General features: G+C 60.3%; 22 protein-coding genes. 12 read left to right on the plus strand and 10 right to left on the minus strand.

Annotated features, from left to right (window positions below):
- The 3 genes from OKC42_RS09140 (at nt 1) to OKC42_RS09150 (ending at nt 2818) form a co-directional block, all read left to right on the plus strand.
- Nucleotides 1-222: a hypothetical protein gene (locus OKC42_RS09140; protein ID WP_270819504.1), complete on the plus strand. Its 222-nt coding sequence runs from the start codon at nt 1-3 to the stop codon at nt 220-222.
- Nucleotides 223-245: 23 nt separating this feature from the next.
- Nucleotides 246-1736 (plus strand): SpoIIE family protein phosphatase, encoded by a 1491-nt coding sequence (locus OKC42_RS09145; RefSeq protein ID WP_270658759.1) that lies wholly within the window; start codon nt 246-248, stop codon nt 1734-1736.
- Nucleotides 1737-1816: 80 nt separating this feature from the next.
- Nucleotides 1817-2818: a glycosyltransferase family 4 protein gene (locus OKC42_RS09150; protein ID WP_128816445.1), complete on the plus strand. Its 1002-nt coding sequence runs from the start codon at nt 1817-1819 to the stop codon at nt 2816-2818.
- Between the two features lie 286 nt (nt 2819-3104).
- On the opposite strand, the gene OKC42_RS09155 is transcribed toward OKC42_RS09150, so the two are convergent.
- The 3 genes from OKC42_RS09155 to OKC42_RS09165 are packed head-to-tail and all read right to left on the minus strand — an operon-like array spanning nt 3105 to nt 6113.
- Nucleotides 3105-3740: a sugar transferase gene (locus tag OKC42_RS09155; protein ID WP_005333398.1), complete on the minus strand. Its 636-nt coding sequence runs from the start codon at nt 3738-3740 to the stop codon at nt 3105-3107.
- Complete coding sequence (locus OKC42_RS09160; protein WP_042083499.1) at nt 3737-4930, minus strand: glycosyltransferase family 2 protein; 1194 nt, start codon at nt 4928-4930, stop codon at nt 3737-3739. The genes OKC42_RS09155 and OKC42_RS09160 overlap by 4 nt, the downstream gene beginning before the upstream one ends.
- Nucleotides 4931-4961: 31 nt before the next feature.
- Entirely contained in the window at nt 4962-6113 is a 1152-nt protein-coding gene (locus OKC42_RS09165) for a glycosyltransferase (RefSeq protein ID WP_270658760.1), read from the minus strand.
- Between the two features lie 158 nt (nt 6114-6271).
- On the opposite strand from OKC42_RS09165, the gene OKC42_RS09170 reads away from it, so the two are divergent.
- The 3 genes from OKC42_RS09170 to OKC42_RS09180 all read left to right on the plus strand — a co-directional run bounded on the left by OKC42_RS09170 (nt 6272) and on the right by OKC42_RS09180 (nt 9570).
- Nucleotides 6272-7687: a GumC family protein gene (locus OKC42_RS09170; RefSeq protein ID WP_270658761.1), complete on the plus strand. Its 1416-nt coding sequence runs from the start codon at nt 6272-6274 to the stop codon at nt 7685-7687.
- 337 nt (nt 7688-8024) lie between these two features.
- Nucleotides 8025-8567, plus strand: a complete 543-nt coding sequence (locus OKC42_RS09175; protein WP_270658762.1) for a transcriptional regulator — start codon at nt 8025-8027, stop codon at nt 8565-8567.
- Nucleotides 8568-8925: 358 nt separating this feature from the next.
- The gene (locus tag OKC42_RS09180) at nt 8926-9570 is read left to right on the plus strand and encodes a hypothetical protein (protein ID WP_270658764.1); all 645 of its coding nucleotides are present in this window, start codon (nt 8926-8928) and stop codon (nt 9568-9570) included.
- Nucleotides 9571-9655: 85 nt separating this feature from the next.
- Here OKC42_RS09180 and OKC42_RS09185 read toward each other — a convergent pair whose 3' ends face one another.
- On the minus strand, nt 9656-10501 hold the full coding sequence (locus OKC42_RS09185) for a DUF1194 domain-containing protein (protein WP_270658765.1): 846 nt from the start codon (nt 10499-10501) through the stop codon (nt 9656-9658).
- Nucleotides 10502-10658: 157 nt separating this feature from the next.
- Here OKC42_RS09185 and OKC42_RS09190 point away from each other — a divergent pair, with 157 nt between their 5' ends.
- Nucleotides 10659-11426 carry a hypothetical protein gene (locus tag OKC42_RS09190; protein WP_270658766.1) on the plus strand — a complete coding sequence of 256 codons (768 nt, stop codon included), beginning with the start codon at nt 10659-10661 and terminating at the stop codon, nt 11424-11426.
- Nucleotides 11413-11859 carry a hypothetical protein gene (locus OKC42_RS09195; protein WP_270658838.1) on the plus strand — a complete coding sequence of 149 codons (447 nt, stop codon included), beginning with the start codon at nt 11413-11415 and terminating at the stop codon, nt 11857-11859. The genes OKC42_RS09190 and OKC42_RS09195 overlap by 14 nt, the downstream gene beginning before the upstream one ends.
- Here the strand turns inward: OKC42_RS09195 and OKC42_RS09200 are convergent.
- From OKC42_RS09200 to OKC42_RS09215, 4 genes are read right to left on the minus strand one after another with little or no spacing between them, the layout of a single operon-like run.
- Entirely contained in the window at nt 11837-12313 is a 477-nt protein-coding gene (locus OKC42_RS09200) for a hypothetical protein (protein WP_270658767.1), read from the minus strand. The two genes, OKC42_RS09195 and OKC42_RS09200, sit on opposite strands and share 23 nt — an antisense overlap.
- A gap of 11 nt (nt 12314-12324) precedes the next feature.
- Entirely contained in the window at nt 12325-14865 is a 2541-nt protein-coding gene (locus tag OKC42_RS09205; protein ID WP_270658768.1) for a hypothetical protein, read from the minus strand.
- A complete protein-coding gene (locus OKC42_RS09210) occupies nt 14862-16061 on the minus strand; it encodes a glycosyltransferase (RefSeq protein WP_270658769.1) in 1200 nt (399 codons plus the stop codon). The genes OKC42_RS09205 and OKC42_RS09210 overlap by 4 nt, the downstream gene beginning before the upstream one ends.
- Nucleotides 16058-16813 (minus strand): acyltransferase, encoded by a 756-nt coding sequence (locus tag OKC42_RS09215; protein ID WP_270658770.1) that lies wholly within the window; start codon nt 16811-16813, stop codon nt 16058-16060. The genes OKC42_RS09210 and OKC42_RS09215 overlap by 4 nt, the downstream gene beginning before the upstream one ends.
- 299 nt (nt 16814-17112) lie before the next feature.
- Between OKC42_RS09215 and OKC42_RS09220 the strand changes: the two genes are divergently transcribed.
- Genes OKC42_RS09220 through OKC42_RS09235 form a run of 4 tightly spaced genes read left to right on the plus strand, consistent with a single transcriptional unit; the run spans nt 17113 to nt 22243 of the window.
- Complete coding sequence (locus OKC42_RS09220) at nt 17113-18432, plus strand: lipopolysaccharide biosynthesis protein (protein ID WP_043819779.1); 1320 nt, start codon at nt 17113-17115, stop codon at nt 18430-18432.
- Nucleotides 18420-19826 carry an O-antigen ligase family protein gene (locus tag OKC42_RS09225; protein ID WP_270819505.1) on the plus strand — a complete coding sequence of 469 codons (1407 nt, stop codon included), beginning with the start codon at nt 18420-18422 and terminating at the stop codon, nt 19824-19826. The genes OKC42_RS09220 and OKC42_RS09225 overlap by 13 nt, the downstream gene beginning before the upstream one ends.
- Nucleotides 19823-21094 carry a glycosyltransferase family 4 protein gene (locus OKC42_RS09230; protein WP_270658772.1) on the plus strand — a complete coding sequence of 424 codons (1272 nt, stop codon included), beginning with the start codon at nt 19823-19825 and terminating at the stop codon, nt 21092-21094. Before OKC42_RS09225 ends, OKC42_RS09230 begins: the two co-directional genes overlap by 4 nt.
- A gap of 12 nt (nt 21095-21106) precedes the next feature.
- Entirely contained in the window at nt 21107-22243 is a 1137-nt protein-coding gene (locus OKC42_RS09235) for a glycosyltransferase family 4 protein (protein WP_270819506.1), read from the plus strand.
- A 44-nt stretch (nt 22244-22287) separates the two neighbouring features.
- Here the strand turns inward: OKC42_RS09235 and OKC42_RS09240 are convergent, their stop codons facing one another.
- On the minus strand, nt 22288-23334 hold the full coding sequence (locus OKC42_RS09240; protein WP_270819507.1) for a GGDEF domain-containing protein: 1047 nt from the start codon (nt 23332-23334) through the stop codon (nt 22288-22290).
- 302 nt (nt 23335-23636) lie between these two features.
- Complete coding sequence (locus tag OKC42_RS09245; protein WP_270819509.1) at nt 23637-26549, minus strand: HD domain-containing phosphohydrolase; 2913 nt, start codon at nt 26547-26549, stop codon at nt 23637-23639.
- Nucleotides 26550-26780 lie beyond the last annotated feature (231 nt).

The following is a 26780-nucleotide window of genomic DNA, read 5'->3' on the forward strand; positions in this document are numbered from 1 at the left end:
GTGGTGCTGGCGGGAGTGACGCCGACGACCGTGGTACAAAGTGCGGTGGATAAACTGACCCGTGCCGAGGCCAATCTGATTGGCGCTGTCTATAACGACAAACTCAACCCGGGGCTGGCCAGCGAGATCCTGCGCGAACTCAACCGGCTGCCCAGTAACCGGGTGACCGAATGGCTCAAGCGCTGGTGCCGGCGCAGTGCCTTGCTCAATTTCCGGATCTGATCGCCCGCTGATGGAGGCCCGATATGGATGACTGGTTGCGATCTGCTCCGGCAACCCTGCAGGCGGTGCGCGAACTGCGCAACCGGCTGGCGCAGGGACTCTCCCTGTTTCAGGTCTCCCCAAAGGATCAAGCCAACTGGCTGCTCTGTTTCAGTGAGCTGGCCACCAATAGCGTCAAACACACAGCTCCTCCCGCGACCCGGCTCTGGCTCACGCTGAAAGAGGATGAAACCGGCTTGAGTCTGATACTGGAGGATGATGGCGGCCCGCAACCCGGTCTTGCCAGTGCGCCGTTACCCGATGAACTGCAGGAGGGGGGATACGGGCTGGCGCTGGTGCACCAGCTGTTTGCCGAGGTGCACTTCTCTCGCGACGGTGAGCGCAATCGTGTGACCCTTCGCCAGCAGGGCCCGGTCAACCAACAGCCGGTGATCGCGGTGATCGACGATGACAAGGTGATGCGTGCCCTGCTCACCGCCTATCTCCATGAGCACTACCGGGTTGAAAGTTATGCCGACTCCCATGCCGCCCTGCTGGCGCTCGGGAAGCAACCTCCCGCGCTGGTGCTCTCCGATATCGAGATGGAGGGGATCGATGGCTTTGGGCTGCGCCAGCAGTTGATGAAGGATCCCAAGATGAAGGGGGTGCCCTTTATCTTCCTGACCGGGCATCAGGATCAGTGGACCCAGAGTCGGGCGGGGGCGCTGGGGATCGATGACTTTCTGGTCAAGCCCATCACCAAGCAGGACCTGTTGCTGGCGGTTTCGCGGGTGCTGCAACGCTCGGAGCAGCTCAAGTCGCAATGGGGCGAACAGCTGGATCAGCGCATGACCTCGGCGCTGCGCCCGTTATTGCCCGCCACCTCCATAGGGGGATACCAGCTGGCGTTGCAAACCCGCGCGGCCACCGTGGGGGGCGGGGACTTTCTGCTGGTCAAGGATCGGGTGCTGTGGCTCGGGGATGTGATGGGCCACGATGCGGAAGCCAAGTTCTTCGCCCATGCCTATGCCGGTTATCTGCGCGGTTTGCTGACCGCCCACGATCTGGAGCGCGCCCCCGCCCGCTTGCTGACCATCTTGTCCAATGCGGTTCACAGTGATCCGCTCCTCGGGGCTACCCTGCTCACCACCCTCTGTATTGAGCTCGGCAACGAGGGGCGGGTGCAGTGGGCCAGCGCGGGCCACCCGGCGCCCTGGCTGGTCGGGCCCGGCACCATTCGTCAGGTCGGCGTGACCGGCCCCTTGCCCGGTTTGCGCCCAGATCCCCACTTCGTGACCAATGAGCGTCAGCTCAAGCCCGGCGAGATCCTGCTGTTCTGGACCGACGGCCTGCTCGATAGCCGTGACGCAGAAGAGCGCCAGCGCTGGGAGTCGCAGCTAAAAGAGATCTGCCTGACTTCGGGGCCCGGTCTTGAGCAACTGGCTCATCGCATTGCCCGCTGGTTTGATGAACGCATCAATGATGCCGCCCTCGATGACATGACCCTCCTGCTGGTCGCCTGTCCCGGCGCCTGATCCTGCCCCTCTTTGCCTGACTGGCCCGCTCTATGCAGCGCCTCATTTCAGGTGGCATGGAGCCACGGGAGGAGGGCCTTATGTTACCCATGCAGCAGATCTGGCTGGCCATCGATGCGCGTCAGGTCGGTGGAATAGAAGTTCACATTATCCACTTGGCCAACGATCTGCTGGCCAGAGGATTTCGCCCCACCATAGTGCTGGTGAGCAACCACGGTATGACCCCCTTTACGACCCTGCTCAAACAACAGGGCTTGCCCTACGAGGTGTGCCACAACAGCCGCGACTTTATGCGCCGTCTGGCCCGCCAGCCGGCTTCTGTGCTGATCCATACCCACGGCTACAAGGCCGGGGTGCTGGGGCGGCTTACAGCCTGGTTTACCGGTAAATCGGTGGTCTCGACTTTTCACAGTGGGGATGACGGGGAAGGGTTGCTGAAGTTTTACAGCTGGCTGGATCGCACCACAGCGCGTTTTGCGAAGTGTATTGCAGTAAGCGAGCCCATCGCTCGCAAATTGCCTGTGCCAAGCACGGTGATCAGCAACTTTGTCCCCATGCCTGCGACACCGGCATCGGTAACTGGCAACCGGATTGCCTTTGTCGGCCGCCTCTCGCCGGAAAAGGGGCCGGAGGTGTTCTGCCAGCTGGCCGCCTTCTGCCCGGACGGGGCGTTTCATCTCTACGGGGATGGTCCCATGAAAAGCGCCTTGTTGCAGCAGTATGGTGATCGCGTCCAGCTTCATGGTTTCCAGAACATGGCCAATGAGTGGCACAACATCGACCTGCTCTGCATCACTTCCCGCTTTGAAGGGTTGCCGCTGGTGGCCCTGGAGGCGATGGCTCACGGCATACCTGTCTGTACCTTTGCGGTGGGGGGGCTGGTCAATCTGATCGACCATAAATCCAATGGCTGGCTGGTGGAGCCCGGCCATGTGCGGGATATGGCGGAGCTGGTCAACTACTGGCTGCGCAGCGATGGGGTGGTGCGCAGCAAAATGAGTCAGGCGGCCCGCAACACCATCGCCCGCGGGTACAGCGTGAGCAACAGAGTGACCGATATTCTGGCTGTCTACGGCGCCTGAATCCCCAAGGGGAAACCCGCCAAAAACGAGTGGCCGCTGGCCACTCGTTTTTTTATGTGCCGGTGTTAGGGGTTGCAGGGGGCGGATTGCTTCGGTGATCACGCAACGCTAGGATTTCTGCGGTGGGGCAAGCGGACATCAGGCCTGTGGATGGGGCCAGATGATGGCGATCAGGTCGCTGACTTCTCGGTGATCACCGCGGACGTGCCACAAGGATGCGCCATAAAAAAGGCCATTGCAGTAGCAATGGCCTTGTGGGGTTGAGGCGTTGCTGAGATTGGCAGAATTAGCGCCCCTTCTTGCCAACCATGATGGCGATCGTCTTGCCGATGATATGCACATCCTGCACCAGCCAGCGCCAGGGGTGGAGCAGGGCAACCGAGTAGGCCAGATCGAACGCCAGCTTGCTGCGCACATCATCGAGCGACTCGTCGTAACCCTGATTGACCTGTGCCAGACCGGTAATGCCGGGGGCCACTTCATAGGTGCGTTCGATAAAGTACGGCACCGCATCTTCCAGCCGGTTGGCGATCCCGGGTCGCTCCGGACGGGGGCCGATCAGCGACATCTCCCCCTTGAGCACATTGATAAACTGCGGCAGCTCATCGAGCCGGGTTTTGCGCAGAAAGTCGCCGCTGCGGGTGATCCGGCTGTCCCCCTTGCCACACCAGACCGGCCCGGTGGCCGCCTCGGCGTCGGCGCGCATGGTGCGAAACTTGATCATGAAAAAGAGCTCGGTATGGGTGGCATGGCTGCGCCCGATCCGCAACTGACGAAAGAACACAGGCCCCGGGCTATCGAGCCGGATGGCCAGCATGATCAGCGGCCACAGTGGCAGCGTCAGCAGCAGGCCAAGAGTGGCACCGAGCAGATCCATGCTGCGTTTGACCACCAGGGTCAATCTTGGAATGGGGTGTGTCATACGGCTTTCTCCTGTGACATGAAACGTATGGGGGCGCGCAGGCAGTAGCGCAGGGTGCCCATGCCGTTGTACCAGTGTCCGAGTACCAGATAGTGGATCTTGCGAAACAGATTGGGCCAGGGGTGCACAGGGGTCAGCTGGATCAGGATGACCAGCAGATACCCCAGCAGTTGCAGCCCCAGCAACAGCTGAAACAGCAGGGATTGGGTGGCCAGCGGGATGGCGCAGAGCCACAGCAGGGTCAGGCAGAGCGGCATCAATACTCGCAGCCCCTTGCCACTGGCAAAGTTGAAGGCAACCCAGCCGAACTTGGGGTGCAGCAGGGGCAGCAACCGCAGCAGCTGCTGGGTGTTGCCGGCCCCGATCCGCTTGCGCCGTGTTGCCTCCAGCGCGGCATTGGAAACTTCCAGCTCCAGTGCGGCGCAGCGATTGTCATAGACAGCCCGATACCCCTTGGCGATGGCCTGCATCGGCAGGATGAAATCGTCGTTGATGGTATCGGCAGCCAGCGGGGTGAGGCACTCCCGGCGCATCATGTAAAAGGCCCCGTGGGCTCCCAGCATGCCGCCAAGGGCCGATTCGCAGAGCTTGATCTGGCTTTGATAGTGCCAGTAACTCTCCTCGCCCTGTGAGCCCGGTTGCCAGAAGCGGTACGCTTCCCCGACCACCCCTACCTTGGGATCGGCAAAATGGGCGACCGCCAGCAGCAGGCTGTCGATGGGCAGCAGGGCCGAGACATCGGTGAGGGCCACCAGATCGCTGTGCACCCGGGTCATGGCCTCGTTGAGCACGGCGACCTTGCCGCGATTGCGGGGGTGATCAAACAGCCTGATCTGCAACTGCTGCAGGGCGGGATCACCGAGCTGGCTGAGCGCAATGGGGTAGCTGTTGTCGCTGCAGCCGTCGAAATGCACATGCACCCACAGCTTGTCGGCGGGGTAATCGAGGCTGGCGAGGTTTTGCAGCTTGGCCGCGATGGTCGCCGCCTCGTTGTAGACCGGCATCAGCAGGGTGATGGTCGGCAGCGCCTCATCGGCGGCCTCTGTTTTGAATCCCCGATCCAGAGGGCGGGGTGGATTGGCTACCTTGCGCGCCTGCCGACCACCAAATTTGAGCAGCAGGGGATAGCCGACATGGTGGTAGACCACCAGTACAGCGCACAGCCAGAACACGATCATGATCCATTCCATGGGATGCTCCTCTGGTCATCGGGTCGCTTGATCAGCGGCTGTAAAGCTGCTGATAGGCCTGAGCCATCCGGCTCAAGCTGCTTTGCTGGCACACAAACTCACGGGTGACGGCACGCAGGCTATGGCACTGCAGCAACCCTTGTGCCAGAAGCTGGGCAAGGCGGCCGGGATCCCGCTCCGACAGGATATGGCCGCTGGCCTGACAGACGATCTCTCTGGCCGCCCCCACGTCGCTCATCACCACCGGCACCCCGCACGCCTGTGCTTCCAGCACACAAAGCGGCATCCCCTCCGCCAGCGAGGGAAGGCAGAAGAGATCCAGCCCCTGATAGAAGCGCGGCATGTTTTCGACCAGCCCCAGAAAATGGACCCGATGGGCGATCCCCAGTTGCTGACACTGTTGTTGCAACGCATTTTGCAAACTGCCGACCCCAGCCAACGCAAGATGCACCTCCTGTGGCAGGGCGCGGATCGCCTCCAGCAGCAAGGTATGTCCCTTGACCGACTCAAGGCGAGCGGCGCAGCCAATCAACTTGACCCCTTGCGGCAGCCCCATCTCCTGACGGGCGAGGGCGGCGACGCCCGGGGCAAAGCGCAGCTCATCGATGCCGTTGGGGATCACGGTTGGCGACAGCTGGCCCAGCTTGACCAGCAGCTGGTTGGCCACTGGCGTGGCATCGGCCACCAGAATGGGTTTGAAGGCGCGCAGTCCCCAGAGGGCCAGCGTGCGCTGATGGGGATCATCGAGATACCAGGCATCGTGCTCTGTGTGTACCAGGGTGGGCACCCGGGCCAGCCGACTGGCGAGGCCGCCATAGAGCATGGGCCCAAGATGGTGGGTATGTACCGCGGCTGGCTTGAGTTGGCGCAGCAGTCGGGTGAGCCGCCAGAGGGTTGCCAGCGACCAGCCTGCGGGCTTTTCCAGACAGTGAATATTGCCAGCAAAGGGATGCAGGGCGGGCCATGCCCTTAGCACATCCCCTTTGCGCCCTTCGAGGGAGATGATATGCACCGGCTGCTCGGCAGGGCTCGCCTGCGTGAGGTTGAGCACCATGGTCTCCAGCCCGCCGGGCTGCAGGTGCTGCACGATTTGAACGACAGGTTGCAGAACAGGTTGTACGACGGGCTGGGCGCTGGCGCTCCCGCGGGGATGGGGTCTGTGCGACGGGGTTGATGACAACATGGTTCGCGCTCCGGCAAGGGAAGGGGTGACACCCCGGATAGCGGGAGAATGCGAATCTTGTACCACTCTTGCGATCTGCTCACAGAGGGGATCAGCCACCTCTGGTGGCACTGCCTTTGCATCGTACGGGGGGAGGGCTTTTCTCAGGGAGTGATGCCATGCCTGTCCAGTTCTATTACAACCTCTACATCATTCTCTTTGCCGCCTGGCGCCGTCGCTATCTGCTGGTTATCCCGGTGCTGGTGATGCCGCTGGTGGGTGTGACGGTCGGCCTGCTCACCCCCAAGGAGTATGAGAGCCGCACCACCTTTATGGTGCCGCAAGATGCCAACCAGACCCCGACCCTCAAGGATCTGATCACTCAGGAGAGTCTCAAGGATCGCTTTGCGGTGCTCGAAGCCCTGCTGCGCAGCCGTTATGTGCTGGACGGGGTGGCGCGGGATCGCGGTCTGGTCAATGACGAGACCCCGCCAGCTCAGCGCGATGCCATCATGGACTGGCTCTCGAGTGCCGTCTCTTTGCGGCTGATCGGCGATGAGGTGATCGAGATAAAGGTAAAAGCGGATTCGGCGGCCAACAGCGCCGGTTTGCTCGAAGCCATTTCGCGGCGCTTTTTCTTCAACCTGCTCAGCAAGGGGCGTGAGTCGGCGGAATCGTCCGAACGTTTCCTGCAAAGCCAGCTCGACAGCCGCCGCAGCGAACTGCAAGCGGCCGAGCAGCTGCTCGCCGATTTTAAACGGGAGCATGCCAGCGCCTTGCCCCAGCAGCAGAGTACCAACGTCGCCCGTCTCTATGGCTTGCAGGAGCGTTACGCCGAGAGCCTGATCACCTTGCAGCAGGCCAAGGCCCGGGTCGATCAGCTATCGCTGGGGCAGGAGAGCCAGCTGGCCCGCCAGCTGGATGAGAAGCTGCAGCTGATGCGCACCGAGCTGGTGTTGCTGCGGGCCCGCTACAGCGACGAGCACAGCAAGGTACAGAGTCTGCGCTATCAGATTGACCAGTTGCAGCAGGAGTTCGAGCAGCTCAAATCCCAACCGGATATGGCGCGCGGGCCCGAGTGGCAGTTGGCCCAGACGCAGTTGACGGAGGCGGAGCAAAACGCCGCCGGCCTGAAGAGCCAGCTGGATGGACTGGACAAGGTGGTCGACTCCCAGGGAGATACCGAGCGCCAGCTCGCCGAGCTGGAGCGGGATCTGGCGGTCAAGCGCACCCTCTATCAGGATTTGCTGCTGCGCTATGAGAAGGCCAAGGTGACCGGCGATCTGGGCAACTTCGAGCAGGGGGAGCGGATCAAGGTGATCGACAAACCCTTTGCCCCCAGCAAGCCGAGCAACTACCCGCTCTGGCTGTTTCTGCTGGCGGGCATTGTTGGCGGGTTGGGGCTGGGCTGCGGTCTGGCGCTGGTGGCCGAATTGGCGGATGCCAGCCTGCGCCGCTCCGATCAACTGGCCGCCCTGGTCAAGGCGCCGGTGCTAAGCCGCATTCCCTACTGCGAGCCAGTGCCGGACTATCCATCCAATAGTGATCATGCGCTGGATGGGCAGGTGTTGCCCTTGTCACCGGAACCGGGTTGATAGCCGTAAAAGCGGGCTGCCAGTCTGAATCTGGATATTTCTGAAAAGGCCTTGTGATAAGGCCTTTTTTATATTGTACGGATGGTGGAGTAAACATCGCGGCAAGCCAATAAAAGAGGAGATAGGCTTCATTTTCTGTTTACGATTCTTGACGGTGGTTTTACTCGGAAGTACAAGTTGAGTGGGCGTGAAGTAGGTGTGAGGTGTTAGTGTAAAATCATTTTAAAATGATTTTTTGATTATAATTACGAGTGGTGGATACAGTTAGGTGGAACAAGTTGTCAACATGTCAATAACGCATTCCATGTAATTGCTGTTAGGATTATCAGAGGAGCATATGAACAAAATTCATGATGAATTAGCTCAAATATTGGGATATGACAGTGCTCAACACTATAGACGTGAAGTCGATGAAAATGAGCGGATTTCTAACAAATCAAAAGAATTCTACAATAAACCACCGGAAGAGTGGCCAGCAATCGAATTCAACTGGGACTACCGGTTGAAATCTCAAAGGTTTTGCTTTGATGGTGTAACACAAACTGATTTTGAAAAAATGTACCCTAAAGGACTTGTTCTTGGCCACATGCCTTTATTGGAATTCGATAAACATTTGTGTCATTATAGTCGACGAGATGGTGATGAATTATGGGAGCTGGGCTGTCAATCGAAACTAGCTGAGATGATCGTGTATTTATCTGAGGGTAATCCCATTACTCCACCAATCATTAAACCTGTCGAGAATAACGAAGTGATTTTTCAAGGTGGACATCACCGCTACGCTGTGGCTAAAGCTATAGGATCTGAAAAAATTTCTATCTATGTATCCCCTGAACATGTTAGAGAGCTTAATGATTTTATGAGTATATGTTGGACATAAGCCTAACAATCTGCTCAATGGGACAAAAACATGTGCCACTTTTCGTTCGGTTTGTTTTTGGGATTACGGCCGGTCTGATTGGTTTAAGTAGCTCGTAGGTTCGATTAGCGAAACGTAATCGGACGCTCGCAGTGAAACTTCACGTCAATGTGGCAATAACGTCCCAACTGGTGCCAGTTCGAGGGTGATTTTTGGTGGGAGGGGAGAAGTGGCAAGATGGGAGGGTTTTAGCGAGTTGAATAGAAATATTGCAGAAAGGCCGCGAACGTCCGATTACGCTGTGCTAATCGAACCTACAGCCCTTGCTTGCTGCAAGTATCGAATGCTGCAAGGCAGCTTATTTCAAACGTGAGGATCGATGAATCAACCCATGGCGCTCACTGATGGCTACACGTTTTGCGTCGCAGGCACCGGTACGGAATACCGCTTGTGCGCTCCTTTTCTGCTCCCCGAAGCGGTAGACCCAGTAGCCATGCTGGCTGTTGCCAATCAGTCCCTAGACCTACATCCCTGTGCTGCATTATCAAAAGATGCTTCAAGAGCTCGGAGCGCTGCCGCCTTTATGTTGCTATGTGTGGGGCGAGCCGCGCAGGCAGAAGCCATTCTCCGAGAGGTGATCTCCGCGCAGATGGTTTCAGAGGACGATGCTGCTCGCGTTAGCTCAGAACTACGCCTGGTACAGGTTTTGCAGCGGCTCGATCGTGCAGATGAAGCTGTCAGCTTGGCCACCCAAGTAGTTTGTCGGTTGCAACCAAAATCCCTTATGCGGCATTTCGCACTGCATCATCTTGGCAAGGCTCTCGTACAGACCGGCGCCTATGATAACGCTCGCGCCGTGCTGTCAGAGGCGCTCTCTCTACGCCAGGCTCTTGGCAAGAGTGAACTTATCGCATCCACTCTGAAGGCGTTATCGTTGTTGCCCTCAGAAAAACAAGCGGCGCATCATCCATATGGTCAGACTTGGCATATTGGTCAATCGGGCGAATTTCGTCAGGGCGACTAGCCTTTTCGCGCTGTATTCAGGTCATCACCGCCACAAAAAAATCAGGGAGCCATGGCTCCCTAATCGCGACACACGGGATGATTAGCTAGCCGATAGCTGGCGTTTGTTGCCAGTTGGCTTGCTGCGGACGGCCTTGAGATCGGCGCTGATAGCGCCAGGCCAGCAGTAGCGGCATACCGAGCAGCAGCTGGGCGGCCAGCGGGATCTCCTCGATGGGGGCGGCCAGTGCCCCTTCCGGGATAATGCCCCCCTCAATTTCGGCTGCCAGTTTGAGCTCCAGCGCATTGCCAAAGTCGGCGAAGGTGGTGGCATTGATCACAAACGCATCCTGACCTCCCGCCACGTTCTCCACATACCACTCTTGCAGCACCCCATCGGCGTAGTCCTGACCTATGGTGATGCCGTTGATGGTATCGATGCCGGAGGCGAGCAGTTGATCCCGCACGGTAGAGGTATCCAGCCCGTTGTTCTGGATGCCGTCACCCGACACATCCATCACCTGGCGGGCAGCGGTGAAGTTGTTGGTATCAAACTGCTGGGCACCAAAGGCCATGGCCGAACCGGGGGCCGTCATCCCCGCATAGGGACGCACCAGGGCATCCAGGGTGGCGGCGAAGTTGTTGATGGAGGTCATGTCGTAGAGGTGGAACCAGTCGGTCATCAGACTTTGCTGGTTGCTGCTGCTCCACATGATCATCTGTACGGCGATGGACCCGAGTTTGCCGCCGCTGGTGTCGAGGATGGCGCTCTGTACATCCTGACTGTAAAAGGCGTCCACATAGCCCTGTAACTGCAAATTGAATTCCGATGAACTGACGCTGCCCGACACATCCATCAGCAGTTGCAGTTCGGTATCGACTTCGGTCAAGGCGTATGCGGGGGAGGTTACCAACAACATCCCCAGCAGCCCTACCAACGGTTTGAGTTTCATTGCTCACTCCTTCTCCCTGGCGCTAGTGCCAGCAGGGGGAATGAATAAAGCGTGCCAGCTTTGTTGCATCCTCTGACTTGGCTTGATCCGGGTGAGGCCGGGCAGGCATGGAACTTGCGACAGCACTCAAAAGCGCTGATAACCGGCAGGAGTTGCGATGGAGATCCGTCCCTGGCAGTGGGCACCCAACTGGCTGCTACTTGGTTTGGCCAATCAGTGGGGCATGGTGTGGCTCAATATGGGCCACTTCAACTTGCTGGTGGTGTTGCTGATTGCTATCTGGTGGCAAATTGCATCGCGGGTTGCGCCGAGCTGGCGCCCGCATCCACTGGCGCTCGCCCTGTTTATCCTGCTGATCCTGATCCCCAGCGCCAGTTGCAAGGCGCTGGCCTGTCTGTTGCTGGTGGCCTCGCTATGGCGCCGTCATCAGAGTGGCGATGAGCGGGCGGTGTTGCAGATTGTGCTCGCCTTTACCGTGGCGGTGTTGTGGGGGCAGCAGGTGTTTGCCCTGCTCTCTGGCCCTGTGCTGGCCCTCGATGCCTGGGGGGTAGGCCAGTGGTTGCAGCTGCTGGGCTGGGAGACTCGCCTTGATGGCAATCGCATCGAGCGGTTGGGGGGCCATGCCCTGATTGTGCTCAAGGGGTGCTCCTCGTTTTCTCAACTCTATCTGGTGGTGCTCTCCTGGCTGGTCTCCTGCTGCTGGCTGGCGCCGGAGCGCCCCCTCTACCGGCAGTGGCCCATGTTGCTGCTGGTCTGCCTGCTCTATATCGGGGCCAATCAGCTGCGGTTGGTGCTGATGAGCCTGGATCTGCGCTGGTATGGCTGGCTGCATACCGGCTCGCTGGCCCAGCTCTACCAGTGGGCCATCATGTTGCTGGTGATGACCATCCTGTTTCTAAGGGGGCGCCATGATGCGTCTATCTAGGGGATATCTGCTGCTGTTGCTGGTGGCGCTGAGCAGTGCTGCCGCCATGGGCTGGCGTTATCAGAACCGGACGATCAATGAGGGGGCCAAGCCCATGCTGATGGAGCTGGTCCAGCTGGGATGGCGCTTGCGGGTGGCTACGCCGGTACTGGGCGGCACCTATGTCAGCTATCAGCTGGCCCATCCTCGTTGTGATGGTCTGCTGCAGGCCATGCTGGTGGCGCCGGATCGGGAGGCGATGTCAGTGACGCTGGCGGGTGAAGGGATGAGTCAGGGGGTGATGTTTTTAGGCGAGCTACACCAGAGCCCGCCGCTGCTCTCGTACCGTCTTACCCAGGGTTGGCGCAAATTGTGGGGGCTGGCCCCTTATCCCCTCTATCGGGTGGCCTTGCCGACCACCTGCCTCGGCCTTATTGCGCCGCCGCTGGCGTGACCGCCCCCGATTCGCCGTTTGGCAGAATGCGGATCAGCAAGGTATTGGGGGCCAGCATGGGGTCATAGCGGGGCTCCAGCTCAATGGCGCGAGCTCCCAGCAAGCGGGTGAGGGCGGTCAGGCGCACGCTCGCCATCCGCGCACTCTCCAGCATGTCGGTTTGCAGCCCGGGGCCGCTTATCAGCGCAATCCGGGCCGGATCCTTGCGTCCCAAAAACTGATGCAACTGCTGCTCCTGATCCGCCGCAAGTTGCGTCTCCGCTTTCTGGTACTGCAGTTGCAATTGGGGCTGTTCGGCCAGCTGCTGTTCCCGCAACTGGTTGAGGATTGGCAGGGTCTCATTGACCGGCTCCTGACGGGCGCAACCGGTGAGGATCAGCAACGGCAGCATCAGGGGCAACAGGCGGCGCAGGGCGCTGTCTTTGGCTGTGGAGCGGGGAGTCTGGTTGGCCATACGCAGTCACTTCAGGAGGATGAGTGGGCACCAGTTTGCAATGTTTTCAATCCCTTGGCCAGTTGTTCAATTTCGCGGCGCCACTGGATCCAGGCGGCAGAGGGCAGTTGCTCTGCCACCTGCCAGCGGGTCGGCAGCTGATCCCGCAGGCGCTCCAGCAGCACGGCGGCCTCTACTTGATAGCGGGCCTCCTGTTCTAGCCAGGCAAGCCAGCGCAGATCTTCGATGGCTTGCTGCAACAGCAGCAGATCGTGGGAGAGGCGGTGCGCCTCGCAGGCTTGCGGGCCGAGCAGCATAAAGTCGCTCTCCCGCCCGTCGGTGGGGTCATAAGGCAGGGCGGTCGGCATGCGGCCATGCCACTGCAAATAGCCTTCGGCGCCGCTTTGCCACAGGTAAAACCCGGCGGCTCTCGGGGTGCCCAGATTGTAAAACCAGGGGGTGACCTTGTGCTGGCGCACTCGCGCCACATCGCTCTTGTCGGCGCCAAAGCCTGCGTTGATCAGGGCAATCTCCACCTCTGCCAGCAGACCAACCTGACCCGGATGATTGAAGTGACCCGCACGGATCACCGCCGGATCCAGCCGTTTCATCTCCCGCGCCAGGGTGGTGATGGCGGGCAGGGTGGCAAGATCGGGCTCATCAAAGAGGCTCCATGCCAGCGGGGGCAAGCCGCTGGCGGTCAGCCCCTGTTGCCGGGCCTGCCACTGATCAAGCTGGCTGGCAGGGTCTCCCCCCCAGCGTTTGAGCGGGGTATAGGCCAGCAGGGGCGGCACAAAGCCGAGCCCGGCCGCCTCTCCCATGATCTCCCGCATCCCCGCTTCATCCTGTGGCAGGGCGGGCGAGAGGCCGCTGATCCCGAGTTTGGCGAGCCGCGCCAGATCGCAGCGACTGGCCGCGGCGATCTGCTCTTTTAACGCCTCGGGATTGGGGCTCAGCCAATTCAGATAAGGGGGTGCTTCGACATAGATGCCGACCGGCTTGCTGGCTGCGGGCAGGGTCAGCGGCAGCACCTCGATAGTTAGCGGCAATTGCACCAGTTGTTGTTGGCTCAGCAGCTGAATATTGCCCAGATAGCGACCGGCAGGCGCATCGCGAGGGACGGTGATCTGCAGCACCAGACGCCGAGGTACGCCTGCCAGCAGGGTGAGCCCGGCGATCCCCTCGACCAGCTCCTGATCCGAGGGGGCCAACAGGGTGCCGCTCGCCTGCGGGCGAACCAGATGCCACTTGCCGTAATAGTGGGTCAGCGCCAGCGGTGATCCTGCCTGTTCGGGGGGCTGGATCACCAGCAAGGGGGCCGGATCGTCGGTGGCAGCGTGGATGGCAAACTCCAGCAACAGCTGGCTGCCACGGGCGGCCAGCACGGGTTGTGAAGCCTGCTGCAACGCATCGGCCGCAGATGCCGGGGCGATCTGCAGGGTTGGGGCGGCATCCGTAATCGGCGTGAGGCTGAGCTGCTGCGAAGCTGGGGCTGGGGTTGGGGAATAGGGGGCCAGAGTCCACTTCTCCAAAAACAGCTGGCGCTGCTTGGTCAGCACGCTTGCGGTAGCGTCAGCCAATACGGCGCGATCTTTTCCGCTATTCGGGAGAGCCTCTTTGCTGGTGCTGGCCGGATAGGGGGCAAGCAGCAGCCCTGCCAGGTATTTGGCATCCGGTGAGTGGCCCACCAGTGTAATAGTGAGCGGGCCGCCGGGGTGGTTCAGGGTGACATGGACCGGGCCGCCTTGACGAGCCCCGAACAGCTGCCAGGGATCCGGATTTGGCAGTGCCTCGCGGGATTGTCCCGCCAGATAGCGCTGCGTTAGCCACTCCTGCGGTTGCCACTGTTCGGCCCAGATGGGCTCGCCATTGACCAGCACGCTGCGCTCGAAGGGGTGGGGCAGATACTCCCATTCACCGGGATCATCGAGCCAGAGGGTGAGCTGGTAGCGCCCTTTGGCCAAGTCCAGTCGCACTCCGTCGAGATTGCGCAGCCCATCGCGCACCAGGGCATCGCCGGAGGGGCGCAAGATGGCGGTGGGGTGGCCAATCAGCCGGGGATCCCCCGGGCTCAGGGCCTCAAAGCCGGTAAAGCGGGGCGCAGCCGCCGCCCCCAGATCCAGCGCAATGGTGCCCTCAGGCAGGGTCAGACCGGGCACCCAGTACCAGCGGTGAATGGTCAGCGAGGGGGCGTTATCGGCCATAAAGAGATAGAGCTTGGTGAGTTTGTCCAGCGCCAGCGCTCTGGGTTGGCTGGTGCGCCACTCACTCAAGGCAAAGCGCTGGGTGAAGGGGCCGGGTGCGACAATCCGCTCCAGATTGACCCGGCTTCGGTAGTTGACCGAGGCCTCATCGTCGATACGCAGGATCAGGGTTTGCGGGTGGGCGCTGGGATTATGGCCCTCGATCACCAGTTCATCATCGCTGCCTATTGGCCAGCTGTGGGTGCTCAGATCGAGCCGCTGGGGTGTCTGGTTGCCTGTCAGGGGCAGCGGGGTCAGCCCCTCCAGCCGGGTAGCGCCCATCGCTGCATTGGCGCAGAGCAGGATAACCAGCCAAAGCCCTCTGCTCATCCGGCCAGCCCCTTCAACCAGTTGTTCAGCTCGGCAGCCTTGTGATCCCAGCTTTGCAGGGCCACCTGCTGTTGGCGTGTGTGGCGCCCTTCGCTGCGGGTGAGCCCCTCCCAGCCACTCTCCTGAAACCAGCCCGGATTGGGTTGATCAAAGGCGGCCCGGTTGATGGCCTGGGCCAGGCTCTCACCATCGTGGGGGAGCTGGATCTGATCCCGATAGCCATCGAGAGCCGGAAAATCGGTGCTGACGATGGGGCGCCCTGCGGCCAGATACTCGCGCAATTTCAATGGATTGCAGGCACGGATCTGGGCGTTGTCGACAAAGGGCAGCAAACTCACCTGCCAGTGCTGGGCATAGGCCGCCAGCGTGTGGTGGGGTCGGGGCCCCAGCAGATGGATATTGGGGAGCCCCTTGAGGGGGGAGATATCGGTCTGGACCGGGCCAATCAGCACCAGATCCCAGTGGGGCAGGGCGGCCGCCGTCTCTGCCAGCAGGGGGATATCAATCCAGTCGCTCAGGCTGCCGTAAAATCCGGCAATGGGGCGGCCGGAGGGAAGATCCGCCGGCCGCTCTCTGGGGGGCATAAACAGCTCGAGATCCACCCCGTGGCTGAGGAGCCGGGTTTTATGGGGGGGGAAGCGGCTGGCCAGTGCGGGGCTGGCGGCCAGAATGAGATCCGCTTTTTCCACCAGTCGGGCTTCGCAGTGAGCGATGGCCTGATGATCCACCCCCGCCAGCGCCGAGAAGTCATCGCCGCAGTAGTAGATCACCGCCCGCTCTTCGAGCTTGCCAATCAGATCGACGGCGCTGGGCAGGGAGATCCAGAGCAAGGGGCGATCCAGCTCGGGCAACTGGCGCCGGATCTGCGCCGCCAGCCAGTGGCCATTGATCTTGCCCGCCAGCCGACTGCCCGGCAGCGGCAAGGCGAGCGGCGGCAGAACCCGGGGGCTGCTGGCGTCGATTGGCGCAACCGACTGGCTGCCAGCATGGCGCGCGCCGCGCAGCACCGCCCCCAGTTTGCGGACGATGCGGGTGAGATCATGAAGGGTAAAGCGGGGGCAACGCATGCCGATGGAGTTGACCCAGAGCACTTGATAATCGGGCAACAGACGCTTGATCAGGTGCTGGGTGCTGGAGGGGTGCTGGCCCCAATCCTCGCCCAGCACCACCAGTTGCGGCAGTGAGTGTGGTTTCATGCCAAGGTCTCCGAAGCGTGTGCGAGGTCGCTGTGATCCTGTGGCAGCAAGGGGCGCAGTACGGTGGCCGGTACACCCGCTGCCAGCACGCCAGCGGGCAGATCCCGGGTGACGATGCTGCCAGCGGCGACAATGGTGCCCGCGCCTATGGTGACACCGGCCATCACCATCACCCCGGTGCCAAGCCAGACATCCTGCTCCAGCACAATGGCCCCCACCTGTTCATCGCGATCCGGCAGGCCCCGGGCGCGATCGCGGGCGTTGACCGGGTGCCCCGGGTAGCCCGCCAGAAAGGCACGCCCTGCAATCCGGACGTTATCCCCCAGCACTATCTTGCTACCCACCGCCAGGGTGGTCTGCCAGCCAATGCCGACATTGCGGCCAATCACCAGCTTTGGCGTCTGGCTCGATGCCCGGCCGCTGATGGTCATGGCGGCGCTGAGGCGGCAGTCGGCACCAATTTCGATGGTGACCGGACCGCTGATATAGGGGATGCCGCCATAGAGATAGAGGCGTGGCGCGGGGGCTGTGAGGCGAGATTGAAACAAGGGGGTCCACCAGAGGGTGCGGGTCAGGGTTTCCAGCGCGTTGCTGCCCAGCAGATAGAGCCGATAAAGCAGCCGATGCAGGGGTGGGATCACGGGGAATGACCAGTGGCGGGCACTTTTGGCCAGTCGCCATACCCGGCGAGCCAGTGGCGTTTCCCCCTGTTTGGCCCAGCTTTTCATCCGGTGCAGGTTGATGGTATTCATGGCGACCTCTCCCTCTGGTGCAGTCCGTTGCTCGCTAAGCAGAAAGCAGGGATCGGGCCAACAGGACGGCCCCAGCTAGATCGGGCCAAATGGGGCTAAGAGGAGGGGCAGATTGCGCCGGTCGGTGCAATTTGCAGCCAGCGTTGTGCAAAACGCAAATGCTAGTCTCATTCTGGGCTTGTTCAGGCCGGTTCAGCCGCACAGAGGGGCTATCGCTTCAGGGCTGGAGTGAGTGGCGTGGGCTTTGCATTAGCGGTAGCTGACCCGGAGCAGGATGCGTCGGGTGGCTGGGAGGCCCTATGAAACTTGGTGTAAACCAGATTGCCATGCTCTATTACGCCGGCGGCTTGCTCCTGATGAAGGGGATCTCCCTGCTGATGCTTCCGGTGTTGACCCATCAGCTGCTGCCTCGTGAATACGGCCAGCTGGAGGTGCTGCTGACTCTCATCAATCTGGGTTCCCTTATTTTGGGCTTCGGGCTGGTGGATGCCCTCTACCGCTTTGCCGGATTGGCGAAAGATGAGCAGGAGCGCCAGCAGGTGGTGGCCCGCATGTTTGGTCTGGTCTGGCTGATCGCCCTGGCCAGTCTGGTGCTGCTCTGGCTGCTGGCGCCTGTGGTGCAAGCCTGGCTGCCAGTTGAAACCCGCCTTGCGGATGTGCGCTGGGTGCTCTGCGCCCTGCCGTTTGAAGGGGTGATCGGCGTGCCGCTGGCATGGCTGCGGATGCGCAATCAGGCGCGGCTCTTTTTCGTGGCGACCGCAGGCAAGGCGGTGATCCAGTCGGTGCTGACCGGCTGGTGGCTCTGGCTCGGTTGGGGAGTAAGCGGGGTGCTGGCCTCCGGCACCCTGACCTGCGTTGCACTGGCGCTGCTGCTGAGCCTCTGGCAGTGGCGAGATAGCGGGATCCGCTTTGACTGGCAACACTACCGGCCGCTGCTGCGCTATGGATTGCCCCTGGTGGTGAGCGGGTTGGCAGGTTTTGCCCTGAGCGGACTGGATCGCTGGCTGCTGGCCGATGTGGTGGGGGAGGCGCTGCTTGCCTACTACGCCGTAGCGGGCAAGCTCGCGCTGGCGGTGGGGTTGTTGCTGCAACCCTTTGCCCTCTGGTGGTATCCCCGTCGTTTCATGCTGCTGCGCGAGCCGGATGGACTGCGACTCAATGCCCACTACAGCGTGATGGGGTCGGTACTGGGGTTTGTCACCGCGGGGATTGTCGGGCTTACCGCCCCCTTGCTTATTCGCTGGCTGACCCCGGAGAGCTATCACGGGGCGATCGCCTATATTCCGCTGCTGGTGCTGGGCATGGCGGTGCGCAATGTTTCGGACTTGCTCAATGTCGGCTGCTTTAGCGGCGAGAAGAGCAATGCCCAGATGGTGATCAATCTGGGCTGCAGCGCCCTTGGGGTCGCAGGCTTTCTGCTCGCCATCCCCCCCTTCGGGGTCGCCGGGGTGATCTGGACCCTACTGCTGGTCTATCTGGTGCGGGCGCTGGCCTTTTATCTGGTGAGCCAGCGGTTGCTGCCGCTGCCGTATCGCCTCTCCACCCTCTGGGCCAGTTCCCTCGGGGCGCTGGCGATGGTCTGGCTCGGCCAATGGTGGGCAGGATCATGGCTCGTCTAACGTCGGCCATCTGGGCAAGCACCATCTGTCTGGTGCTGGCTCTGCTCTGGTGGCGGCTGCCCCATCCCTTGCTGCTGCCGGTGCTCGGCCTTGCCATTCCCGCCATCTGGTTTGCCCTGCGCTGGCCCTTCTTGATGGTGCTGGGGTTTGTCACTTTCTCCTTTTTCCGGCTGCATGAGGTATTCCCTCAGCTCTATCCCCTCAAGATCCCGCTGCTCTTCTCGCTGGCCGCCATCGGTGCGCTGGTCTGGCACATTTTGCTGACCGGCCGGATCAAGCCCTACTGGAGTCCAGCCCTGAGCTGGCTGACGGCCTTCTTTGTGATGGTCTCCATCGGTGTGCTGTTTGCCAGCAACCGGGGCGAGGCGATCGCCACCTGGACCGGCAGCTACAGCAAGATCTATCTGATGACCCTGGCCACCGCCTGGCTGGTGCGCACCCCGGGGGATTTTGCGCTGGCGGTGCGCACCTTTGTGGTGGCGGGCTGTCTGGTGGCGCTGGTGGCCCTCTACAACAAGGCGAGCGGAATTGGGCTGGTGGAGGGGACCCGGGTGACCATAGGGCGCGAGCTGGGCTCTGTGCTGGGGGATCCCAACGATCTGGCGCTGGTGCTGCTCTTTCCTGCCGGCTTTTCGCTGAGCTTGCTGCTCAATCAGGGCAATGGGGTGGGGGGGCGTTTGCTGGGGGGGCTTGGCTTTGCGCTGACTGCGGCCGCCATTATCGCCACCCAGAGCCGGGGTGGTCTGCTGGGTATCTGCGCCGTTGGTGGCCTGTTTGCCTGGCAGCGGGTGAAGTCGAAAACCCTGTTGATCTCGCTGGGGATGGTCGCGCTGGTGGTGCTGTTTGCCGCCGCCGGGATCAGCGACCGGGCATCTGGCGGCGCCGCCGAGAGCGGGGTCGATGCCTCGGCCATGGGGCGGATCTACACCTGGCAAGCGGCCTGGGGGATGGCGCTGGGCCACCCGCTGGTGGGGGTGGGCTTGTCCAATTTCTATTACAACTACTTCTTCTACAGCCCCCATTGGGATGGGCTTAATCATGCGGTGCACTCCACCTGGTTCGGGGTGCTGGCTGAAACCGGCTTTGTCGGGTTGGCGCTGTTTATCGGCATGGTGACGGTGACCCTGCGCAGTTGCTGGCGTTGTCAGCTTGCTGGCATGCCTCCTGCAGTGATCACGGCGATGCAGGGGGTGATGGCCAGCATGGTAGGGTTTGTGATTTCGGGATCCTTCCTGACCCAGGGGTTTACCTGGCCCATCTATCTGGAATTGGCGCTGGCCGTCGCCGCCATCAAGTACGTGCAGCAGGCGGCCACAGAGGTGAAGGCCACCGCTGAGGAGCATCAGGAGGCAACCCGGTTGCCGGCAGTGCCACCAAAGGGAGCAAGAGGATGAACGCAACCCCTGTTTTGCTGGTTCACTACGGAGAGGACTGGATCCGCGGCAGCGAACGCTGCCTGCTGGATCTGCTGGCCCACCTCGATCGCAGCCGCTTTACGCCGTTGCTCTGGTGCAATAGCCCGACGCTGGCGGCAGAGGTGGCCACCCTCGGGGTAGAAACCATGGTCGAGCCGTTCAGCCTGCTGCTGGGATGGCAGGCGCCCCGTTTTGATCTTGCGGCCCATCGGCGCCTCTCCCGGCGAGCCAGAGAGCTCATCACCGAACGGCAGATTGGGCTGGTGCACGCCAACAGCGCGGCTCCTTGTCAGTGGCTGGCGGGGGTCTGTCGGGCGTTGCAGGTACCGCTGGTGTGCCACCTCCATGCCCGTTACCAGCCAAGAGACAGATTCAGCCTGCGGGTTCATCAGGCAAGCGTGCTGATCGGGGTGAGCGAGCCGGTGTTGACCGGTTGGCGCCAGGATGGCTGCGCGGCCGAGCGGTTGATCCGGGTACCCAACGGGGTGGATGCCGCTCGCCTGAATGGCGGAGCTCACTGGCCGGTCGTCGGCATGCTGGGCTTGCCCCCGGGGGATATGATCATCGCAACCGTTGGCTCCCTGATCAAACGCAAGGGGATTGATCTGCTGATCCGCTCGCTGGCTGCCCTGATGGCATCGGGGGAGGAGGCCCAGTTGCTGATTATTGGCAGCGGTCCGGAGCGGGAAGCATTGATGGCGTTGGCTGTCGAGCTCGGGGTGGCCGAGCGGGTCCACTTTCTCGGCGAGCGACCGGACAGCGCGGCTATCTTGCGGGGCGGGGTGGATCTGCTGGTCTCCGGCGCCCGTGAGGAGGTGTTTGGTCTGACGTTGGCGGAGGCGGGCATGTTGGGGCTCCCGGTCAGTGCCTACCGAGTGGGCGGCATCCCCGAAGTGGTGGAGGAGGGGGTGACCGGTTTGCTGGCAACCCCGGGGGATTGGGCCGAGATGGCTGATCACTGGCGGCAATTGAGCAATCCGCAGCGCCGATGTGAAATGGGGCGGGCTGCTCAGCTGCGTGCCGCACAGTTGTTTACGGTGGCGCGCTATGTCGACGGGGTCACGGCGGTGTGGGACGCCGCACTGGCTGGTCGTTGGCACGCCACGGCCTCCACACCCTTCCGACCATTCATTCACTGGGCGGGGCAACGACTCCTTGCCAGAGGGCGCAATATGCTGGCGAGTGGGATGGCAAGAGTGGCGCAAAGAGTGCAACTGGGGTTTGGCCGCCGCAAGGTGCCAGAGTAAGGGAGCAGCAAGATGAGCATGCAAACTGAGCCGGTGTTCGGAAAGGTCATCGTTGTGGATCCTATCCCGTTTCGCGGTGGCTCCAAGGTTGCGACCGAAGTGCTGCTCGATGAGTTGGCCAAACGGATGCCCGGGCTCACATGCCATGTGTTGACCCAGGATCCCGACTCCTGGCCCCGTTGTCAGCATCATCCTCTTTGGCTGCCCCACATATTGAAGGGGCGGGAGTCCGGCATCGGCTATCTGCTCAAACAGGGGTGGCAGACCCTGCTGATCCTCTGGCTTGTGCTGCGCTTGGGGCAGGTGAAGTGCCTGGTGGCGGCGTCCGGGCCGGGGGTGGATCTCTGCTGTTACTGGGCGGCCCGCTGGTTGCGGTGCCGGGTGGTTCAGCTGATCCATGGCCCTGTGGGGTGCTCGGGGCTCTCTGCCAGGGCCTTGCAACGGGCGAATTTTGTGTTTTATCTCGAATCAACCCGCAGCTCCCTGGCGGCATTGCTGGCCCGGCTTGGCGAGACCGAGTTCCCGTCACACTGGCAGCCATTTACCAACGGCTTGAGCGAGATTGATTGGCCCAAAGCGACCCTGGGGGGGCCTCGTATTTTGTGGGCGGCCTCGTTGCTACGCTGGAAGGGGCTGGAGACCATGCTGGCCGCCCATCAACTGATCCCTGACGCTCGCCCCGAGCTGATGGTGTGCTATCTGCAGCCCAAGGGCACGCTGCAACCCTGCAGCCAGCCCCAGCCACAACTGCCAGACACCTATTGGTATGCCAACCCCGCCAATCTTGACGAGATCCGATCTCGATGCGGCATTTTTGTCTCCACCAGCCATCAGGAACCGTTTGGTCTCTCCATTCTGGAGGCCATGGCGGCGGGATTATGCGTAGTGATCCCGGCCGATGGCGCCTGGTGGGATCGACACCTCATCGATGACGTGAATTGCCGCAAATATCAGCCAAACGATCCCGGCGATCTGGCGCGGGTGCTGGCCAGCCTCAATGCCATGCCCGACGTGGTCAAGCGACTTGGCCATCATGCCCGCCTGCATGCCATGGTCCATTACAACGCGGCAGATACCTATCAAAGCACAGTGGATCAGTGGGAAAGTATGTTGCGATGGGATGCGTTGAGCCTTGCCGTGCATGGTTAGCGCGCAGTGGTTCCCCGTGGGGAGGATGGGGGGGGATGAGGGACTTATGGGCAGACTGGTTGCGGGAGGCTGGGTGACTCCGCCACTCTGATGCAGTTACGGCCGGATGATTTGGCGGTGTAGAGCGCAGCATCAGCCAGTTTGACCAGTTCAGAGGGCTGCCAGTAACTCGATGGTCTGAGGCAGGCAACACCCATGCTAACGGTCACCAGACCGGTGGCATTTTGTGCGTGTGGCTGCGCGAGTGCAAAAATCAGCCGCTGGATATGTTGGGCAATTTCATAGGCGGATTGACGCTCGACATGTGGCAACAGGATGACAAATTCCTCTCCACCGTAGCGAGCCACCAACTCCCCCGAGCGGCGCCCGGATAGCGCCAGGGTATGGGCCAGCAATCGAAGGCACTCGTCACCGGCAACGTGGCCATAGAGGTCGTTGAACTGCTTGAAATGATCGATGTCGAGCATGATGAGCGCAATCGGCATCTCTGTCTGAATACAGTGCTCCCAGGCCTGGTTCAATGAGTTGTCGAACAGACGACGGTTGCCGATATTGGTTAGCCCGTCGGTATTGCTGAGCGCTTCCAGTTTCCGGTTCGCTTCCGCCAGCTCCCTGGTTCTGATCTCGATAATGAGCTCCAGCTCATGTTGGCGCTCCTCCAGACTGGTCATCGGGTAAATTTCGCTTTCCCGAGCCGCACTGTAAGGGATGGAGATACTGCTGTGAGCAATTTTCCACGCCATGGCTTCGTGTCGAAAAATCAGCACCAGCCTAGCGGTTCTGCGGGAGAGGATAGGTTCGGATTTCGGTAGATGGATATGGAAGAAGGCGGTGACAGCCACCACATCCGCGGCCAGATCTTGCAGGGTCACATCGAGTATTTCCAGGCGGATCCTGCCCGGGATCTGGGTAAAATCGCGGCGGGTTATCCGGACCCACTCATCTTTATCGGTAACCAGAACATCACTGCTGCCGGCAAAACCGCTGAAATTGTCGCTAAACCGCGTGGTGAGCCGATCATCCCGTGATGAATACATCTCGATGTACTCATCAAACAGTGAGCGGATCAACGGTTCCCGTTCAGTGGTCATTGCGCTGGGCCCATGTGAAGTGGTCACGTTTTTAAAACGTTCGATTGAACTATAGTCAATTATGTCGTTTTAATTGGCTATCTATCTTGATTTTTATCGTTTTTTTGTTCGATTACCGTTATTGGCAAGTGTCCGTAAGGTCAGTCAGAACAAGGTGCCATGGAGAGGATTAGCATGGCTGTCCGGTGCATATCCTCCCCATCTCTATTACGCATCGGGGTGACCACCGGTGACAAGACGGCGGGTCTGCATGCAGATCCCCAGACTGCAGGCATCAGGTAACCCAGAGTGCCTCGCGGCGATCAATGGCTGGCGAGATAGGGGCTGATATCCACCTCGTCAATGAGCTCCGGGCTCATGTAACGCTTGGCATAGCGCAGGTAGACGCCAGAGCGGAGAAAGAGCGCAAACAGCTCGGGGTCGATATGGTGATCCTGTTGCATGAATCCCATGATGCGGATGGCCTCCGAAAGAGATTTGGCTTTCTTGTAGGGGCGATCGCCGGCGGTCAGCGCCTCGAAGATATCGGCGATGGCCATCATCCGGGCAGGGATGCTCATCTCGTCCCGTTTCAGCCGCTTGGGATAACCAGTGCCATCCATCTTCTCATGGTGTCCCCCTGCGATTTCCGGCACCTGTTTCAGGTTGGCGGGGAAGGGGAGTTTTTCGAGCATGATGATGGTCTGGATCATGTGCTCGTTGATCTTGTAGCGCTCCTCATCTGTGAGGGTGCCCCGGCGGATGGCGAGATTGTAGAGCTCGCCGCGGTTATAGAGGTATTCAGGGGTGTTGACCTGAAATCCCCAAGGGTTGTCAGGGGCAAGGCGGTCGCGGTTGCTGCGGGTGAAGAGGTGATCCGGGCGATCGGCCAACAAGGGTTCGGTGACCGGCAGCGGTGACTCCGCGGCCCGCTGTTTGCGCGCCAGTTCATCCTGAGAGATCCCAATCCGATCGGAGAGCGTGCGCTGCCAGGTGCGGCCCGCGATCTGCTGCAGCCTTGCAATATCCTCTGTGGCCATAAATTCGCCCCCTTCGTTGCAACGGGCGATAAAGGCAAACTCCTCATCCAGCTGTTGCCACTGCTGTTGCAGCGTGGCCTGTAACGTGGCCTCATCACCCCCATGGAGACGTGCCTGCCAGTAGGCAATCTCGGCATCCCGTTTCAGCACTTCAAAGCGCATCCTGACCTCGTGAATGCGATCGCACAGGGTTTCCAGCTTGGTAGCCTTGTCGACCACAAACTCCGGAGTGGTGACTTTGCCGCAGTCGTGCAGCCAAGCCGCGATATGTATTGCTTCCCACTGTTTTTCATCGAGCGAGAAGTGTTGGAAGGGGCCCTCCTTGGCCTCACATGCCGCTTCTGCCAGCATCTTGGTCAGTTCGGGGACTCGTTGACAGTGGCCACCGGTATAGGGGCTCTTGGCATCGATGGCCCCTGCGATGAGCTGGATAAAGGCTTCCAGCAGATTGCGCTGCTCCTCCAGCAGCCGCTGGGTGGTGAGTGCCACGGCGGCGGTGGAAGAGAGCGCGTTGACAAATGCCATCCGCTGCGGGGTCAGGGACTTCTTCCGTTCATCGATCAGAAACACCAGGGTGCCGAGCAGTTGGCCATCACGGTTTTTCAGGGCAATCGGCCAGAAGGTCAGCGGCGTGTCGCTCTCCTCAATGTAGGGAAACAGGATCTGCAATTCGCTGGTGACCAACGCAACGGGTTCCAGTTCTACTCCTTGCAAGCTCTGGAACAGTGGATGTTTTGGCTGATTGAGGGTTCCGATACTGTGGATCGGCGTTTGCTCCTGCACCTCGCCATTCCAGCACAACCCTGCCAGATCCAGCTTCTTGTTGCCGCTATCGGAGAGGTAGAGCATGCAGCCTGTTGCACCGGTCAGTTGCTGCATTTCGGTGAGCAGCCGCACCAGCAAGCGGGGGAAACTGGTCTCGCTGGAGAGGGAGGTGGAAAGCTGCAAAAAGCGCTGGATGGTCGATTTCATGTCGCCCATGGCCTGGGAGAGATCGATGATTTCAGCAATATAGGAGTTGACTCGGATCGGATCGTTGAAGTCGAAGTGGGCGATTTTTCCTGCTTCTTGAGTCAGGTCATCAAGGGGCCTGGCGGCGGTTCTGGCCAGCTTGATGGCCGCGAACAGGGCAAAGATCAGGAAGATGCCCGACAGAAGGAAGGTCTGATTGCGAATGGTGAAGGCGGTGGCCAGCAACTCATCGACAGGTGCTGCAATCCAGAGGGTTAATTTTGACCCATCGGCTTCCGGTAAAGTGATACGCATTCCTTGCCAATCATTGCCCTCTGATTTAAAGGAAAGACTATCTGCCTTCTGATTCTGACTAGCATTCATCAAGTGTTGGATCATAGGCAGGTCGGCTTCGGTCACTCTTGCAAGTCGATAAGCGCCATTTTCATGAATCACCATCCCACCTTTATGACTTGTCATTAGCTCGCCCTGCTCATTGACGATGGCTAGACGCATATTGGGGGTTATCTTGGCGGATTTGAGCAGGCGCTCGATAGCTCGGAGGTTCAGGCTCATCCCTATGACGCCAGCCCCATTTTGCATTGGTTCGGCAAAACTCAGGTACATCTCCTGAGTATCGTGCGAGATATAGAGAGGAGATTGCACCAGCTGTCCACTCTGCTTGGCCTGAATAAACCATGGATGCTCTATTGGATCAAAAAATTGTCCTGATTCCTCTTGCCGTTCAATGATGGTGAGATTGTCGGCCAGCGCGAAGGTCTCCGTAAGAGTGGTTGCCTCTTGATGCCGGATGCTCTTCACGATCCAGCGGGTATTGGCGGGCGGCGTTAGGTGTTGTACCTCGGTGTCGGCAGGCCAGCGCATGAGCCAGAATAGATCGCCGTTGTTGTAACCGGCATACACCGCGTTGGCAGAAGGTTGTCCTTTGAGCAGGGTTGTCATGTAGGGAAGGCTGGCCATTCGCTCTGACAGGGTCTTGGCTTCGGTCAGGCGCTGTTGGGCGAGCAGATTGACGCTTAAAGCTGAGGTGCTGAACAGCCCTTCTAAAGCCTGAGTGGTGATTTGGCCAATCAGGGTGAATCTCTCTTCAGCCTCTTTCATCAGCATGGTTTTGGTTTGCCGATATTGGTGACCAAGAGTGATCAAGGCAAACACCAGCAATAAACCCAGAAACAGATGGGCAATATGAACATACAAGGGGATAACGCGGCGAATGAGATTCATGTTATCTCCGTAAATGGATGGGTTTGTTGAGTGGGGTATAAATGAGATAGCCCAACAGGATAATAGGTAGCTTCATGGTGTTCGCCCTTGCTGCTTGCATTAAAGAGACCCCGTTGCGTAAACCACCAGATGACGATAAATGGAAAGGGGTGATAAATCCTTTTGTTTATTCACCCATCGCAGTAGCCAAAAATGATCCACGGCGATGTTACCGCAGAGTTCTGTGATCGT

The organism is Aeromonas sp. Y311-2 (genome assembly GCF_027706025.1).
GTDB lineage: Bacteria > Pseudomonadota > Gammaproteobacteria > Enterobacterales > Aeromonadaceae > Aeromonas > Aeromonas veronii.